Source organism: Bradyrhizobium sp. CCBAU 45321 (assembly GCF_028128975.1).
GTDB lineage: Bacteria > Pseudomonadota > Alphaproteobacteria > Rhizobiales > Xanthobacteraceae > Bradyrhizobium > Bradyrhizobium yuanmingense.
In genome coordinates this window covers 14,178-31,804 of the sequence record NZ_LFKZ01000113.1, presented here as the reverse complement: position 1 = coordinate 31,804, position 17,627 = coordinate 14,178, and the positions used below count along the sequence as shown (strand labels likewise).

Below are 17,627 nucleotides of genomic sequence, written 5' to 3'. Positions count from 1 at the left end.
AGCGAAACACGCGGGGCACCAATGCAGTGCGATGAGCAACCGCAGGCGGGCGCGCAGCCTATCACGTTGTCGTCTCTCGCCTTTGCGATGATACTTGGCGGCTCTAAGAAGACAGCTTTCACGCGCACTGTTCGGCGAAGGTAAATGCGTCCGCAGCATAGAACTCGGGCAGGTGAACTGTCCTTTGCACCGGTGCGGGCCGGACTTTTCGCTCTGACCAGAGCCGATAGCATCAACAATCCAGCCGGGTCGCCGCGGCTCCAAGCAAGGCAGTACAACCACCTGTGTGACCCCGACTGGAGTCACTGCAGTTATCCGACACGCCGGACGGCTCGATTACGGTCCAATAGACTTCCGGGCCATCTACAACGCTTGTCGGCTTTTCCATATACGCCCACTTCCCCTTTGCGATCCTGTCGCGGGACATGTGTGCCGCCCTGTTTGGGGAGCGTGCGCACCTCCTGTGCAACAGCGATTTGTCGGCCGACGCATCCGGCGTCTGGCGAACGGGAAACGACTACCCTTATTCCGCCTGTCTTGCATTTCACCACTTTGGAGAAATACCGTGAAACTTGACCCTTCCAATTCACGCATACAGGATCTCGAGGATCGCATCGACCTGCAACTCGACATCGTGGCCGCGCTCATGCGCGAAGAAGGCAACGAGCTCGAAGCGATCCGACTGCTCAATGCACTCATAGGCCAAATGATTACGGCGGAGCTGGAGCTCGGCCAGCGTGGTGATACGAGCACCGGTGACGGACGAATGCGACTGTTTCGAGACCGTGGCGTTTACCAGCCCGAGGACCTTCAGTTCTTGGGACGCCTCTTCGATCAGACTGTGGCAGCATTACCGGCAGCGCTCCGAACTTCCGTCAATCGAATGACGATCGCCAAGCTGATTTTTTCACGTGCGGCGGCGGACTGAACTTTCATTTGGCTTTTTCTGGGTTGAGGGCGCTGACCGAACGTTTATCGCTGGACTGACAATCGTGCCAATGTCGTCCGCACCAGATGGAGGTATGCGGCTTATGGGCTCCCCGTCCCACAAGCGGGTCGCTTCCGCTGGCTTTCTATATCGCAACTGCTCGTGACGACGTTCGAGAGCAAGGCTCGCTTTATCTCGCGCCGCGGACGACGCAATTACGTTCGGATCTAGCAAGACCTTGCTGTTCCTCGACGCCTGTGGCCACCAAGAGCTGGTAGCGCGGAAGCGCAACCCAACACATACGTTCGAGACACCGGACGGCTATCGCCGCTTCCGACCGCTCCCTGCGCCGACCTTCGAACTCGCTACATGTATCAGATACGATTCCCAAAGCAGCCATAGGAGGCTGTTGAAGAACTCAGCCGCGTTCGCAAACGAAGGCTGAATCGTCGCCATTGTGGATGTAGAAGTGGCCGACGAGCCTGCCCGCAGTGCCGATTATAGCCCATCCGCGACCACAGGCCGGATCATTCTCGTCGTGCCCTTCCCATGAGAACTCGGCGCAGGCCGATCCGTCGCGGGTGCCGTAGCGCACGTCCAGGAAGCCCTTGAGAGCCCCAAAGGCGATTTCGCCATCGGACTTGCCCTGGAAGGTGAGATGCGCCTCTTCGACAAGATCAAGGAAGTCGCTGTCCCAGACGTCCATCTCGACGATGCGCCAGCGGCCGACACAGGCCTTGGCGAAGCCGGGCACCTTGGCCATCAGCCGGTCTCCGCAATCAGCTTGGGCAGTCGCAACAGATTGTAGGCGGCGGCAGCGAAGGTAAAGGCCCATGCGACGCGATCACGGCCACGGAAGCTGGTCTTCTCTTGCCCGGCGACCGTGTTGATCCAGCCGAATGCCTCCTCGATGCGCTTACGGATGCGCTGACTGACGGCATAGCCGCCGTGCCGGGTCGTTCGTCCGTCAATCGCGGAACTACGGCCGCTGGTGTTCTGTGCAACATGCGGCGTCACGTTCATCGAGCGCAGTTCGTTGACGAAGTCTTCTGCGTCGTAGGCTTTGTCGGCGCCAAGCGTGATCGCCGTCGGCCGGTCGGCATGTGGTTCGATCATGTGCAGCGCGGCCACTCGCTCGGCATGCCCGTCGGCCTGCGTCAGGCAAGCGTCGACCAGCAGGCCGTGGCGGCTCTCCATCAGCCCGTGCCCGATGAAGCACAGCTTGGTCTCCCTGCCTTTCCGCTTGAGATAGAGCCTGGCATCGGGATCAGTGGAAGCGTGGGTGTCGTTCGGGCGTTTCTGCCCATGGAAGTCCGCTTCGGCATTGCGCCCGCCGCCGGGCGCTGGCGGCTCGCCGGAGCCATCCTTCGGCTTGACGCTCTTCATCGAGGCCCAGGCCTCGATCAGCGTACCGTCGACCGAGAAGTGATCGCTCGACAGAAGCCTCTTCACCTTGGGCTGCGCCAGCACCGCCGCCAGAAACTTGGCCGCGATGTCGCCTTCCAGCAGCCGGTCGCGGTTCTTCGAGAACACCGAATGGTCCCAGGCTGCGTCGTCAAGGCCGATTCCGACGAACCAACGGACAGCAGGTCGTATTCCAGTCGCTCCATCAGAAGCCGCTCCGAGCGGATCGAATAAAACGCCTGCAACAGCATCGCCCGCAGCAGCTTCTCCGGCGGGATCGACGGCCGCCCAATCGGCGAATAGTGCGCGGCAAACTCGCGCTCCAGCGCCGACAGCGCTTCGTTCCCAATCGTCCGGATCGCTCGTAGCGGATGATTATCCCGCACCCGCGCCTCCAGGTCGACGTAGCTGAACAGCTCGCCCGCTCGATAGTCGCCGCCGCGCACGCACCATCTCCGAATCTCGTCGGAGCCAATGAATCACGGCCGCCGGTCGGCGGCGAGCGCCTTTTTCAACGGCCTGCTAGGGGATGTGGTGCTTCTTCTTCCGATCAAGATCTACCAGATAAGGCAGCTACGACATGTTGGATGTGTGGTACCCTTCAAAGCTAATGCTCGGAACAGGGCGATCAGCCTCTCCGCACGTTAGCAATCTTTCCGCGAGGCACCACGATATTGTCCGCCGCGCACTGGTGGCGCTGAGACGCGGCGCGCACCACCTGTCCGTATCCGAGAACCTCACATAGCTTCCGAGATCACCATATTGCGGTTGGGCCGCTCACGTCCGGTTAGTCGTGACTGGCCTGGCGCGGATCTTCCGATTGCAGGACGAATATCCACAATTTATTGTCGACGCCAATCAACAGCGCACTACGGTAAAGAAGCGCGCTCGAATCCTGCGTTTTACTCCTTTCAGAATTATTCGACTGCGCCTGGCAATACGACATTCGGTCATCCGACTTTCAACAACGATCTATAAACTTCCCTGAAGCCCGAGAGCAGCTCGATGGGGGGTCTGCACGCTGATGTCTTGCTTGCTACACGTCACGAAATCTCGGTTAGCTTTTGGGAGGGTACTCCCTTGTGTCAGGATGTCGAGGAGTGTTTTAGATGGATCAGTTTTCTTCCGACCAAGTGCAGGTGCCAGATGCTGTCGTGAGCGTCGCATTTGACAAGGCTTGGGGCTTTGTCGAGAAGGATCCCTTGCTGGCACATAATCTCAAGGCCGTCCTTCATAGACGATTGCGCACTTACCTTGAGTGTTCGATAAGAAAAGGCGAACGGAATACTCTCAATCTGGCAAATGAGGCGATACGCAACTTGCGTGCTGAACTCGCGCCGTCGACGGAGCAATGAGCGCTTGCAGCCGTACCGCTGGGAGCGTCTGGCTGGGTAAACACATCTAACGGGTCTATGCGTAGAAATCGGGTCAGAGCGTGGTCGAGCAGACTTTCCTCTACTGAGGCTCTGCCCGGCGCGCCTGCAATCAAGGCCTTCATTACCGATCTGCCTGAGCCGTCAGCATACACGAAGTGTGTAAGCGCGGCCTCGGTTTGCCGGTTTGCAACAGAAGGAGCCAAGCACCTCCCAACTTTGCAGTCGCATCGACGTCATCATGAACGGCTCGTGTCCAAAGAAGGGCCCCGCGAGGCACCACTGCCGGGCCGCAGCGTCTCGATGGATGTGGAGCAGCGGCATTTTGCGCGCTCCGCAATCTAACGCCGCGTACGATTGGACACATTTCTTTCCAAGACATGTTGTGCGGCAGTTACAGCAATTCGCGTTCATATTGATAAACGCACGGCGCCGGGGGGCACCGAAAGGAAACGACACTCGAATGAAAAACATTCTGATTCTGACTGCAAGCATCGGCGCATTCGTTGCGGCCACTCCCTCCTTCGGCACGGACTTGGCCGGGCAGCCTGTCAAGGTCAAAGCGGCACCGCTGCCGGCCGCGGCCCCGATTACAGATTGGTCCGGCTACTATATCGGTGCAAATGGCGGCTGGGGAACGAGCCACAATTGCTGGGATTTTAATGGCGCCACTCCCGAGGGCTGCCATAATTCGACCGGCGGGACCATTGGCGGCCAGATTGGCTATCGTTGGCACATCTTCAACATGGTCTACGGCATCGAAGGTCAGGGCAACTGGGCCGACTTCAGCGGCTCCAATATCAGCACCGCCTTTCCGGCAAGCACCGTTGGCACCACGACAGATGCATTCGGTCTACTCACGGGCCATATCGGCTACGCGTTCAATGCCGTGCTACTATACGGCAAGGGTGGTGCTGCGGTGACCAGCAACACCTATCAGGTCAACTCGTTGGCTACTGGCACCGAGATTGGCAAAAGCAGTGATGTGCGTTGGGGTGGCGTGCTGGGCGCCGGTGCCGAAGTCAGCCTCACGCCGAACTGGTCAGCTGGCGTCGAGTATAACCACTTGTTCATGCAGCGCAGCAACATCAGCTTCCCAGCGGCTCTTGGTACGGATCGCGTCCACCAGGATGTCGATCTCATCACGGCACGGCTCAATTACAAGTTTGGCTCGCCCTTTGCTAGATAGAGACCTCCACGCGGCTGCGTGAATCGGAACCCCGGCCTGCGGTCGGGGTTCTTTCGCGAGTTGATCCCACAAAAACGGCAATCATGACATTGGTAGGGAAGGCGACAGCACCATTTGCGAAGCAGGGACACGAGGTGACTTACAGCAAGAAATGCAGCTTACCTCGGCGGCCCCTCGAGTCCGGCCCTCTCAGGGCCAAAAGCGCAGCCCTATTCCAGCCCAGTCAAGTACAAAGTTCGGCAGTTGATGGGACGGTCTACACACGACGCTCGTTAAGGACCTTGACCTGACTGCAGCTCCGGCCGCGCCATCCCACTTAAGCCCCTTGCGGAACACAACTAGGCCGCACCTGATGCACAACTTATGAAGGGCTCGGTGGAAAACGGCCAAGAGCTTAGCCTCCGCTCTTCGCGATCATCTCGCTGCTCTATGCGAGCGTTGGTGAGGCGGGTGGTACTGCATTTCTGTTGCTAATAACTTTCGTTGGTATGCCACTGCATTGTACAACAGAGGTCGGGTGGGGCACCCACTTTCGCCTGATCAAGCGGTTGCCGCAATCTCCTCGACGCCTGGGTAGGCTCAGCTCGCATTCGCGCAAGAGCATCTGCAGGCTCGATTGGTCTACCGAACCACAAACTTCCTCAATCCATTGTGACCGGACTGGAATACCAGGATGGGAACGCATTCATGCAATGAAAAGCCGCAAGCTCTCCACCCCGATCCTGCATAGACGGCTCGAGCTCGCAGCATCGAGAACATAGTGACTGGATGGTCGACGCCTGACCGGGCGCCCTATGTGACACTGAGAGCTGCAGGTGCATCACATCGACGCGACGCGAATGAAGGCTAACGGAGTAGATATGCGCGTCTGGCAGCGATCGATAGCTGCAAAGGCTATGTTCCAAAGAAAACTACCCAGCTGGTCACGCAGAATAGACCATACAGATAGTGTTACATCTGATGTATCTGGCCAGAATTCGCTTTGCCATCAGCAGAACGTCCACAACCGTTGTGAGTTGGTGAGCTGCATTAGACAGGAACCAGACGCCGCCGAACCAAGGCGCCCCGACGCACTCGGCCGGGGGGCTGAAAGTGCGCCGGGTTCGCCCCAACATCATCAGTACATCCGTGATGATGCTTGTGGCAATGAGACAAGCAGCGTGGCGGAATTGAGGCTTATGCTTCGATACTAGAGATCAAAGCGAGCTTTCGTCGGCTGCGCCGACAGACTTGAATCGCACGTCGCGTCACGTTGTACTATTGCGCTCCTCTCGCTCTCATCCAGCAAGCAACTTGTCTTTCCGTGGCACGCCGGCCTTTGACGGGAGGCATCCTTTGAACCCTGTGAGCAACCAAATCGGCTTTTGCTTGGAAAAACCGGTTTGAAAATCTGCGCCAGCTCAGCTGCTTCTGGTGAGACCTGCAATCCCTGTTTTCGTCGCAGAATGAGCAGCCCTCAGCGAATGCGGAAACGACGTGCCCTCGTATGAGCGATTGAACGTTGCGCAGGCTCGTCGGGCACGTCTAGTCGCTTCGACCGTGCTCGCATGAGAAATTCATATCCTAAACGTTCAGATAGCCGCCAACGAGCGACTCTCACTCCCTCACCCTGCCCCTAAGCCGCGTTTGCAGTAACATCGAAAACGGGACCAGATCTCAGAAACCACTAGGCGGGTTTGACATATCGCAAAGACATTAGAGAGGGTATTCGTCAGCTTTATGCTGGCCTGAGCATTGGAAAGTTAGGACTTGCAGACCTCCCTTCTGAACAAGTATTGCGATGCTCGCCTGCCTTGGTACACCATCTATCCAACCGTACCGGATTTCTCCGCGATGGTCGGTGCCGAGACTTGTGAGACATGGCTGAGGCGACTGCCGCCCGACGAGCCCGTATCGCTCTACATCCACGTTCCGTTCTGTCGCTCTATCTGTTGGTATCGCGGCTTCCCTACAAGCCTCACTCGCAGCGAGCGACCGGTCCGCAATTACTTGGCAGTTGCGAGAGGAGATAGGCTTGGTCGCAGAGCAAGTGCCGCGCGCTCTGCCGGTGAGCGACGTGCATTTTGGCGGCGGGACGCCGACGACCATTGCACCGAGCGATTTTCTCGCCTTGATGGAACTCCTGCGCCACTGCTTTGCGTTCAAAAAATCAGCTACCATCGCCATAGAAATCGATCCGCGTGGGGTCACGCCCGAGATGGTCGAAACGTTACAAGCGGCCGGGGTCAGCCGCGCGAGCATCGGCGTGCAAAGCTTCGATCCTATAGTTCAAAGGTCGGTCAACCGCGCGCAGAGCGAGGTGCTGACGGCTTCTGTCGTCGAAACTCTACGCCAGCATGGGATAAACCGCATCAATTTCGACCTTCTCTTCGGACTACCGCATCAAACGGTGCGGTCCTGCGTGGACACCGCGCGGACAGCTCTGGCCATGCGGCCAGACCGGCTTGCAGTTTTCGGCTATGCTCACGTCCCCTCCTATATGAAACGTCAACGCCAGCTCGATGAGAGGTCGCTGCCGGACAATATTGCCCGCGCTGAGCAAGCCGCGGCCATTGCAAATACTCTGGTCTCGGCCGGCTACCACCAGATCGGGCTCGACCATTTCGCCCTGCCCAACGACGAGCTCGCCCTAGCGCAGAAAGCTGGTCGACTGCGCCGCAACTCCCTCGGCTATTCGGCTGATACCTGCAAAACCGTAATCGGCTTAGGTCCTTCCGCGATCGGCCGTTTGCGTGAGGGTTATGTGCAGAACGAGATCGCAACCACTTCCTATCACGAACACGTTCGAGCCGGCCGCCTGGCAACCTCAAAAGGCTATTGTCTGTCGACCGAAGATCGCCTCCGCGCCGCAATCATCGAGCGTCTAATGTGCGATTTGCACGCCGACATACCAGCGATCTGTGCTGCTCACGGATTTGATCCGATTCCTCTTCTCAATTCTGCAGGCCGGCTGGGAATGCTTGCCGAAGACGGGATAGTGGACGTTGAAGGGGGTTTAATTCGGGTCAAGCAGGAGCATCGGTTCGTCGTTCGTGCGGTTGCTGCCGCATTCGACACTTATCTCGACCGTACCCCCATTAGCTAAGCCACGCCTCGAGCGGAGTTGAAGACTCGAGTACACCTGCAGCAGTCTCGGCCTCAAGGCTCGGCTTTCTTCGGTCCTGCGATCATTGGCGCGCCTCCGAGAGAAACAGGCCCTTCTGGTTTGGACCGGCCGAAGGGTTTCCTGGCGCTGCTTGAACAGCCCGGGCTGCCGACAAAGCAGTCGCGGGAGCAGCAGATGGGAGAGGAGTTAAACTCTGCAGCGAGTCGATTCGCGAGGTCAGGATCGTGATCTGATCCAGGATCCCTTTCAGGTCATCACGCTGGGCAACGGCCCGGCGCTTGAGTTCCGCGATCTCATCGTCAGCTTTCTGTTGCGCCTCCCTTATCTCGGACTGAACCTGTCTCCCGTGGTGACGGGCTCATCTTTGAAGCGACCTCCTGCACTTCTGGCGACTCGACAAATTATTCAAGATGGCCCAAAGCCACGCGCCAGAAGCGAGCCGACGAGGACAAGCGGCAGCACCAAAACCGCGAGATTCCGTCTTGACGGCCTATGCAGGAGCGGCCGCACGTCTGAACCGGCCGCTTGAGCAATCGACTCCATTGCTCCTCCCTCAACATCCCTCCCAGCAGGTTTCTTTGTCGACGTGAGAGCCTACGATGCTGACGCGCTTCTAAGGGCTACTAGCGTCCACAATAAGCAATTTCGGCCACCTTCCCGATCGGCTGCTCCTGCTTTCGATGCTATCCCCTTCAGCAACTCGACAATTTGCGCTCGTTCTCCATGATAGAGTCCCGCAGCGAGCATTGGTGGTCGTCGTTTGGCCATGGCGATGGCCCAGCATTTTGCTCATTCAGAAGAATCTTGCAGATTTTCTCGAGCGTCGCACGAATGCAAATCGTCCGCGGCTTCCTGCATTGTGTTGGATAGAGCAGCCTCGCCTCAGGCCTTGACGACATCACAAACTTCATCCGGGACACGCCACATAGGCACAACGGCTGAACGGCCGACCCGCAATGGCCGATCGGACTAGCTATCATTGCAAACTGTTCAACTCCCAATTCCGGCGGGTTGCTTGAGATGACGGATAGATGGCAAGCGTGACCAACGAACGCCGCGCACGTTATGGACTCCGATGCAACACAGATTTTGCACTGACAACCGCGGTAACAGAGCCAGCAACGTGCTCGCAGATAGGCGGCAAAGCCGCTGTATGGCTGTTCCCTCCGGCCTCCTGGGCCATCCGGTTAGACCTTCTGGTGTGATTGCCGGACGCGCAAATTCAAAGGCGCGCCTCGGCGAGCTTGGCGATTGTCTCGTCTTTCCGTGACAACGATGCCGATGAAGCGCTTCGTGAAGCCTGGTCTCACCGCCAAATCGGCTGACTCACGGTGAGCAAAGTGGAGATTCGCAACGCTTTCGTGCCCATTGCAGCGAGGCGCTGCGCGCTCGTGATTAGCATCTTGATGAACCAACGCTCGGGGCTGGCTCTCGGCGCACCGGCCTCGTTCATAGCCGTGGTTGCGAAGCGGATCATCACGTCGCGAGCTAACAGCTTTACAAGGCGTGGATGGTTCTTGTCGGAACAATCGAGATCCAGCTCGCCGTCCTCGCCCTCGAACGAGAAAACCCTGAGAGCTTACCGTTCGCCAATCAGGCCGCAGCGCAATCTATTCATGGCCGGGAAAGATGAAAGCAAGCTGCGCCGTGCGTGATCGCTTTCTTGAGACGAGTTTGCCGTGGGGATACCCGGCGGCCAAAGCACTTTCCTTTAATTTAAAGCCGAGAGGAAAGCAACATTGGCTTGTTATCGCAGTTTCGCTCGCAGCTTATCTGGTCGACAATTCCGTACTGGCACAAACCGCCAGCGGGTTTGATCCTAGGAGCCACCCTGTGGATCAGGCCAGCAAAAGACGAAAGGCTTCTGATCCGGCCGAAAAGCTCCGGATGGGCCTGGCAACCAGCCCTCGTGCCCCGGCGCCAGCACCAAATCCCGGCGCGCCTTTCGAAAAGCGCGCTCGTGCGGACAGAGCTACTCAGACTAGAACGCAAAAGACGGTCGATCCCTTCGCACGGTACGACAATCTGCGTGAAAAAGGAGTGTGGTTCAACATACCCGGCGCTGTGGACACGATCGATCAGGACAAGGGCGGCGTTAGATCGGCGCTTGCAGATGTCGGCATCGGTTACATCGGCTGGACACACAACAGCTTTGCAAACAACCTGCTGCCGAATGCCGCCAGAAGTACTATCGCAAACCAGCTCTATATGGGCCAGAATCCGACCTTCGCGTCGGCAAACTTCATGATCGTCACCTACGATCTCAGCCGGCTTGGCATTTCCGACGGACAAATTGTCATAGGGGCCGAGCAGCAACACTGGACGTGGGATCGCCCGGGACCAGATCGAGTGGGGCTCAATACGCTCGCCTACTACCAGACTTTCTTCGACAAGACACTAGAGCTTAAACTCGGCTATCTCAGAAACCAAAATGAATTCACCGGCACATTGTTCGGAGGGATTACAGGATCGAACATGTCTGCCTTGTTCCAGGGGGGCATGAGCACTAATGCCGCACCGACGCCCGCGGTCAACCTGAAGTACAATTTTGACCGTGGCTTGTACAACAAGGTCTCCGTCCAGCGCTCAGTTAGTCCAGATGGTCCCTATGTCCAGATAACGGAGAATCCCACGGGCTTGAACTGGAGCACGCCCCATGCAGGCATTCTTCTCATTGATGAAGCCGGCTACAAGAGCAAGGCAGCTCCCGGCGTACCCGATACGTGGCTGCGGGCGGGCGTTGGTTTCAACACCAGCCGGTACACGAGTTTGACGGATCCCAAGCGAGGGAGGGAAAGCGGGAATAACTTTCACTACATCGCTGCGGACAGGCAGTTCTGGCAGAACGACCCCGATGGGATCCCATCTCGCGGCATCTATGGCGGCTTCTCCATCATGGAAGCTCCGCCGGACCTGAACAGGATCAGCCGGTATTCTGAGCTTCGTCTTTACGCGAGGGGAGCATTTGACAGTCGGCCCAGTGATCTGATTGCACTCGTTGCTAGCAACACGAGCTGGAGCAAATTTGCGGTGGATGCTGCCCTCGCCAAAGGGCAGCTTGCGCATCGCGACACAACAGCAATCACCGCAACATATACCGCCCATCTCGCTCCGGGAATATATGCAGGGGTCGGACTGTCATACATTCATAACCCGACAAGCATCACGCACACACCCCAGACTAAAGACGCGCTCAATCTGTTGCTATCTACGTTAATATTCTTCTGATCATCGCAACCGCCATTGTGCTACCAACTCCTCGTGACCCGAGGGACTTGAGCTTGGCGATCTCTTTGAAAGGATCCGCCGCATCTGCGCTAGCCAGGCATTGTTGCTCGGCTTGACGGAAAGTCGCTGACCCGGCGGTGACGTGCGCGAGTTCAGCGGGGACGCGAATAGCAACAGACTCGTTGAAGCATTAAAGTATCTACGGACCTTTCGCTCGACGGGGGCGTCGTGCCCATCGTGCGTTCAAGGCGCACTCGCGCTAATCTCAATCCTTCCCCCACAGAACCGGACTCTCATCAATCCGGACGCCACACCCACGGACACGGATCGATGGCGCCCCTGTGCAGGACCGCGCGCCGCACGAGGCTAATCGGCAAGAGGAGCATCAGGGTGGGCAGGATAATACGCCCGTACCGTCGGCTCTCCACGAAGGACAGGTCCTTGTCGGTCCAGAGCAGCTTCTTAAGAGCAGCTTCGCTGCCTACTGGATCATCTGGGCGACCAATCCATACCCTTGCCGTGTTCCGTCCCTTCGCAGGAGCTTCAGCAGCTCGAAAGGACTTACGTGACGAGCTTCAGCGGCAATGGAAGCATCCCTTGGCCTCTCGTTCTTCGTTGATCCAGAAGAGTTTACTGTGATGAGGAGCAGTTCTCGAGGGGGGATCGACGCAGAGCAGGGCTCTCGGGAGGAACCCTCGGGTAAGCGTTGCGGGAGGGCCCTATCGATCGGGGTGCACACGGCGTTGGCGAGAGACAGTCGTCTTCGAGACCAACCTCGTGTCTGAGTACGAGCATTGAAGTTGTAGCACGATAAACCGACCGCCAGCACCATCGCCAACGTCACGCCTCAGCTCTGCAATCTACATCGACTGGCTGCATGGCCCATCAAGCGCGACGTGAGCGAAGGCCGCGCGCGAACTGCCCGCCGAGCAATTGGAAATGCAGCCAAGTTTGATTCTTCAGCCACGTTCGGGATAGGCGCGAACGCGCCGGCGTCCCTCGCTTTCCACCAACTCGCCCCTATAAGGCACTCCACGGATATCGAAATAGGTCGGGCGCCCAACTTCGGGCATGATGCGCTGCCCTTCAAGGACGCGGACAAGGTAATCGGGCAGGAATCGCTCCCGGTGCTCCCATCCGCCCCGAATCAAGTACCCAAGATCGACTGTACCTTCGTCGGGTCGCGCGGCCCTGACGATCTGCGGGGGACGATAGAGGGGCTGCGATGGGCCAGCTTCGTTTATCCCGCCAGCGCGCGCGTGGTGGATCAGGCGAACATCCATGGGGCCTTCCGGCCCGACAGTCGCGGAATAGTGCTCCCCATTGATCGCAAACTGACTTGGCCCGAACTGGTTTGGCAGCAGATTGATATTGCTCAAGACATCGATCAACACGTCTGAAGCCGCCTGGGAGCCGTGGCGCCAGTCGGCGCCAACGATCGCTCCGATATCCCGCAGCTCCGGAGCCGGCCCCGGCGGTCCTGCGAACCACGAGGTGACTGCAAATTCAGGTGCTGGCGCAGAGCGCGCATCGTCACGCAAGTCGTGCGGTGTGGGTGGATCCAGATCAACGAAGGAGTCGAGACCGCCGTAGATGTTTGACGATCGGGGCCTTACCGATGACGGCGATGCGGGTTCTTGCATCTGTTGCCCAAGCCAGGCCCAGGCTCCCTGGCTCGGGGTGGCCGGAGTAGCAGGAAGCTCGAGCGGCGGATGAGCTTGCGCGGCCCAGTGCGGCGCTGGCACTGGTGAGGCGGGTTCGTGGATTTGCTCGCCAATCCAATCCCGGGCTGCCGCGCTCGGCGTTGCCGGGGCTGCGGGAAGCTGTTGCGACGAACCGGCCTGCCAATCGCTAGGCGCTCGCATCGATGTGGTGGGCCCGTGGATCTGCTCGCCAAGCCAATCCCAGGCTCCCGCGCTCGGGGTGGCTGGCGTTGCAGGAGGCTCCTGCATTGAGTGCGGCTGTCGAGCAGCTTCCCAAGAAGGCTGGCCCGGATCGTCAGGAGGCCGCAATCCAAGCGCCCTGTTCGCCTCCAGGATTTGCTCGTATTGGCCAAGCTTGACTAGATCAGGCTTGATCTTGCCGTCCTTGGTTTCGCGCCTGTATTCCTCGACGTCCCGGTCAAGCGCTGGGGTGGAAAGTCTGCCAGCCATTGCCGGCCGATCATGCGTCTGCAGCCACTCACTTAGCCTATACATGCGGCGAGCTTGCCTGTCGATCGTCTCCGGCTCGATCCTGTGCGCCGCCTTTTCCGCCGCCGACCACATGTCGATGAGGATTGCGTCCGCGCGGTGAGGGGCCAGTCGGCGGAGATCAGGCGCCAGGGCGTTTCCGGCACCGACCTCGCGGAGCTTCTTCAAGGCCGCTTTGATGCGTCTGCTTCTGTCCTTTGCGTAGGTATCGACATCCTCATCCAGCTCAGCTTCCAGCTGACGGTTTTCCACCTCCGGGTTGTCCTGCTGCGCGTTTTCTGATTCCCGTTGAATTCGATCCGCAATTGAGGGCCTTCCGGCCGTGCTCAGGCGCGCGCTCAAATGGCGCAAATCGGCTGCGGCATTCTTGATCGTGCCGTCGGTGAGGTTACCCGCCGCCTTGTTTCTGAAATCTCTTATCAGCACCTCGTCCTCCTCTGGGACAGCGCGCGTCCGGCCTGGCTGGCGAGCATAGTCAATGCGAAGGGTCGTGGAAAAGGCATCCCCCTGTCCCGCATTGCGCGAGTACTTTTCGCTGCTGCTCCCGCCAAAAGCCTTGCCGATTCCCGACTTGAAGCGTGACCATAATCCGCCGCTCTTTCCGCTCTTGGCCGACGCGGCAGACTCTGCGTCTGGAAAGCTGTAGCGCGCGCTGCTGAACGGATCATCTCGCAAGCCGGACTGCGGCACTTGCGCCGAAGCGGGAAGCTGGAAGCTGGGAATGTCTACGCTCCGGCGCGTGCCGCCCAGCGCACTCTCCCTAAAAGCGGAGTCCGGCGGCACCCGCATCGAACCGCCGAAATCCTCCCGCCGGACTGCTCGCCCCCCTCCTGCGGGAGCCCGATCAGGCGAATTTGAGTTGCTTTCATCTGACGGATCGAGACTCAAATCCTCCAGCCGCCGTTCAAAACCACGGCGCTCCCTTTGGTTGTCTCCTCGCTGCGCGGTCCGCTCTTGCAGGGCGGCGTACTCCCGCATCCAGGCTCCTGAATCGAAGAATGGGTCAACCGGATCCACCCTGCTCTCCTCATGTTTGTACAGGCCGGACAGCAATCGGTACGGCCTCGTAGCAGATCGTCTAGCAAGAAACAGATTGTGGATTGTTGTAGCCGCAGCCTTTCGAAAAGCTGACGAGATCAGGACATTGCTGCGCGATTGACGGCCTCGCATCGGCCACCGCCTGGCGACAGGCGCTCCAATTTTTTCGCACCTCTTCGCCCGGCCTGTTCCAGTCGGCGAATTTTGTAAGCCGATGATACCAATGGATCGTCCTGTCGATCGTGTGAGCAATTCAAGCATCAGGCCCGGAACTCACTCAGCCGCTAAGAATGTCTAAGGTCATGCGTGACGAGCATCTTCTCCTCCTTCGCATCAACTTTGGCGCTGAGCTTATCCTGCGGGTGCTCTTCAACGGCGGACAGCGACCTCTCCTTGACGCAGACCGGGGGCGTTCTGGTGACCTGGACTTCCATTTGTTGCTTTCGGCTGCGCTTGTGAGGGACCGAATTGGCCTACTGCGGTTTACGAGGTCCGGCGCTTTCGCTCGAATGCAGAACGTCCCTTTCGAAGGCTTACGGCGTATCCCCCGCTTTCCGGAAGACGTGGATCACATAGGGCTGCCCTTGAGGGAGCGTAGTCGCCTAGACGAGAGGAACAGCGGGTTCAGATATCAAATCGCCCAGACAGCTTTTTCAAGAAGATGTGCAGGTTGTCCTGAGTTCTCAGCAGTCATCCCGAGCGCCTCTCGGCGCTCGGGAGCGGACAGGCAGCGCAGTTCGAGGCTGAGCTTGGCAGGCCAGCTCGGCAAATGAAAATCCGGCAGGCTTCATTCGTCCCTTGACTGCGGAACCGCAAGGCTTGTCGTGCAGTCTCGGAAGCGCCTCGATCAAGCGCGTGCAGGACTTCGCCCGCATGACGGATTGGCCATCGTAAGCTGCGAATACGGTACTCCAACACTGCTTGCCCAGATGGATCTCGCTGGAAGGACTCGAAGTCAACTAGATCTGACGAACAGTTAACTCCCACGTCAAACCAGCTGGTTGGCCGGCGCAGCGGCCTGTCTGGTCTGCTCAATAACTTCCGACTGACGGAGCTCTGGTCCCGAGGAGCTGTGGAGCTGACGCAGATATGCCTCGCCTTGCGCGCGCGTTTTCATCGCTCGGCAAGACCGAAAGGCCCGCATTTTCCAACCTGCAAAAGCACCTTCGCGGCAATTGGCGAGGCTTTGACGATCGACTTTTTGGCTCCGCCACAGAGCATTGATAGATATATCTCCGGCGTGAGGAGACCTCAGAGTTCGAGGCCGCCACGCTCGGCCAGCACACGGTGCATGACATCGCGTTTGATCTCGCTGGCGAGCTCGTTTCGGACTTGAGCTCCGAGCACCCGCTCGGCATCCGGATCGCCTAGAAGACCGTGCTCGGCCAGTCGCTGATCCAAGCGGGTTTGAAACTCCTCGCCCATGGCTTCGACGAGCCGGACTTGCATCGCTTCATATTCATCAGGAGCGATTCGCCTCAGCACCGTCTCCCACGGTTGCCAGCGGGTTGCCATGTAGTCAGTAAACTGGTTCGCTTCTTGCTCGCGAACCGAGTCCAGTGCGCGCGCCGCATCATCGGATGTCACGTGAGAAACCGTCAGAAAGCGCATGTCAGGGGCGACGTGAATCAGCTCCAGCGGCTCGCGAAGAAGATTTTGATAGGCCAAGTAGACTTCAACGTCGTCTAAGTCCGGGTGGAGAGTGAGGAGCGCGTTGACCCTGTCGCGCGCGATGCCTTCCAGCGCGTCCAGGCGGAACGCAACGCGGCCGCGCTGGATGAGTTGGCCGAGCCTATCATCATACAACCCCTCCTCGACGTCAGCATTAAGGCGCGCGGTCCGCATACCGTTCCAGTGCAGAGTAACACGATCCTCGCAACTCGCGTTGGCTTCGGAAGCCTGTGTGAAAAACTGCTCGCGCAATCTCGGATTGGTCGCCGCCTGCCGCAGATCGTCCGCCACGGCCTGCCGAAACTCGTGATTGCCATAGTTGACGGTCCCACGTAGCCTTTCTAGGAACCGGGCGTAGTCTTGGGCGCCAGGCTCATCCGCAAAGTGCTGCCACTCGGCTAGCGCCGTCGGATCGTCCCCGAGCCAGTGCGCGGCAGCCTCGTCCAGAGGCAGTTGCTCAAGATGGGGTGCTGCTAGGTGAGCGCGGACCTCGTCCGGGAATGGGTTATTACCGAACTCGACGTTCTGCAGCGGATGGCTCAAACTCCCCGGTAGGAGATCCTCGGGCAGGCTGGTCAGCCGGTTACCGCTGACATCGATCGATTCAAGCCAGCTCGGAAGGGTTTCGGGGAGATTGGCCAATTGATTGCTGCTGACATCGAGCTCAACGAGCCGCCAAGGGAGAGACTCGGGGAGTTCGGTCAGCTGATTGCCACTAACCTCGAGCGAGGTGAGGCTGCTCGGGAGAGCGTCGGGCAACCTAGTCAGTCGGTTGTTGTTTGCGTTCAGGATCCCCAGCTCCGCCGGGAGGCTATCTGGGAGACTCGTCAACCTGTTATCGCTCACCTCTAAGCGATAGAGGCTCGCCGGAAGAGCGTCCGGCAAACTGGTCAACCGGTTGTGGCTAATAAAAAGTTCGTGGAGACCAGGTGGGAGGCTAGCGGGCAGGCTGCCTAGCTCGTTGTGCATGGCGCGGAGGTTCAGCAGTCTCGGCGGCAGGGCGTCGGGCAAAGCGGTTAAGGACAGGGATGACAAATCGACCAAGTGCGAGCGCATGTTGTCCGCAGCCCTGATTCGCGAGCGCCCCTGTCCGCGGCTCTCCGCTGAGCCCTGCCCCTCTTCGCCAACCCACTCGTCCAGGATCCGCGCGCGCGCGGAGCTGGGGGTCCGATACCCTGTCAAGCTTTCGACCAAATTTGCCAAGGCGCGGTTGAAGCCGCCGAGGTAGCTTTCCCGCTCCCCTTCTTCAAAATTATCCGGGGCAGAACCTGCGCTCCGCTGTGCCTGTCCTGTGTCCATCACCTTATCTCCCTCGTCAGAAACTAAGAAATCCGCGTGCCGCTGCGCAAGGCCGCGGAGCAGGAGTTTGCGCGCTGGCGCAATAATCATTCGAGCGGGCGCACGTGCGCCCGCGGCGGCCCGCCCTGGTCGAAGGCGGCTCAGCTTCACACGATTTGGAGGCGGCGAATGGATCGCTGCTGCTGCAACGTTTGCTGCC

7 protein-coding genes and 2 pseudogenes are annotated in these 17,627 nt (G+C 58.9%); 5 read left to right on the top strand and 4 right to left on the bottom strand.

What is annotated here, in order from left to right; genetic code table 11:
• Positions 1-565: 565 nt before the first annotated feature.
• Positions 566-928, top strand: a complete 363-nt coding sequence (locus ACM43_RS13745) for a hypothetical protein (protein ID WP_036030678.1) — start codon at positions 566-568, stop codon at positions 926-928.
• A 418-nt stretch (positions 929-1,346) separates the two neighbouring features.
• Here the strand turns inward: ACM43_RS13745 and ACM43_RS13740 are convergent, their stop codons facing one another.
• Together ACM43_RS13740 and ACM43_RS13735 are read right to left on the bottom strand one after the other, a co-directional pair.
• Entirely contained in the window at positions 1,347-1,691 is a 345-nt protein-coding gene (locus tag ACM43_RS13740) for a hypothetical protein (protein WP_036030673.1), read from the bottom strand.
• A pseudogene (locus ACM43_RS13735) lies at positions 1,691-2,778 on the bottom strand (IS5 family transposase). Before ACM43_RS13735 ends, ACM43_RS13740 begins: the two are co-directional and overlap by 1 nt.
• A gap of 663 nt (positions 2,779-3,441) precedes the next feature.
• Here ACM43_RS13735 and ACM43_RS13730 point away from each other — a divergent pair.
• The 4 genes and pseudogenes from ACM43_RS13730 (at position 3,442) to ACM43_RS13715 (ending at position 11,228) form a co-directional block, all read left to right on the top strand.
• Positions 3,442-3,687, top strand: a complete 246-nt coding sequence (locus ACM43_RS13730; protein ID WP_036030671.1) for a hypothetical protein — start codon at positions 3,442-3,444, stop codon at positions 3,685-3,687.
• Between the two features lie 481 nt (positions 3,688-4,168).
• A complete protein-coding gene (locus ACM43_RS13725; protein WP_036030669.1) occupies positions 4,169-4,894 on the top strand; it encodes an outer membrane protein in 726 nt (241 codons plus the stop codon).
• A 1,749-nt stretch (positions 4,895-6,643) separates the two neighbouring features.
• Positions 6,644-7,979, top strand: a pseudogene (gene hemN, locus ACM43_RS13720) (oxygen-independent coproporphyrinogen III oxidase).
• Positions 7,980-9,629: 1,650 nt separating this feature from the next.
• Complete coding sequence (locus tag ACM43_RS13715) at positions 9,630-11,228, top strand: carbohydrate porin (protein ID WP_271540656.1); 1,599 nt, start codon at positions 9,630-9,632, stop codon at positions 11,226-11,228.
• A 959-nt stretch (positions 11,229-12,187) separates the two neighbouring features.
• On the opposite strand, the gene ACM43_RS13710 is transcribed toward ACM43_RS13715, so the two are convergent.
• Together ACM43_RS13710 and ACM43_RS13705 are read right to left on the bottom strand one after the other, a co-directional pair.
• On the bottom strand, positions 12,188-14,437 hold the full coding sequence (locus ACM43_RS13710; protein ID WP_271540654.1) for a hypothetical protein: 2,250 nt from the start codon (positions 14,435-14,437) through the stop codon (positions 12,188-12,190).
• 1,272 nt (positions 14,438-15,709) lie between these two features.
• Positions 15,710-17,428 (bottom strand): NEL-type E3 ubiquitin ligase domain-containing protein, encoded by a 1,719-nt coding sequence (locus ACM43_RS13705; RefSeq protein ID WP_036030727.1) that lies wholly within the window; start codon positions 17,426-17,428, stop codon positions 15,710-15,712.
• Between the last annotated feature and the right edge of the window lie 199 nt (positions 17,429-17,627).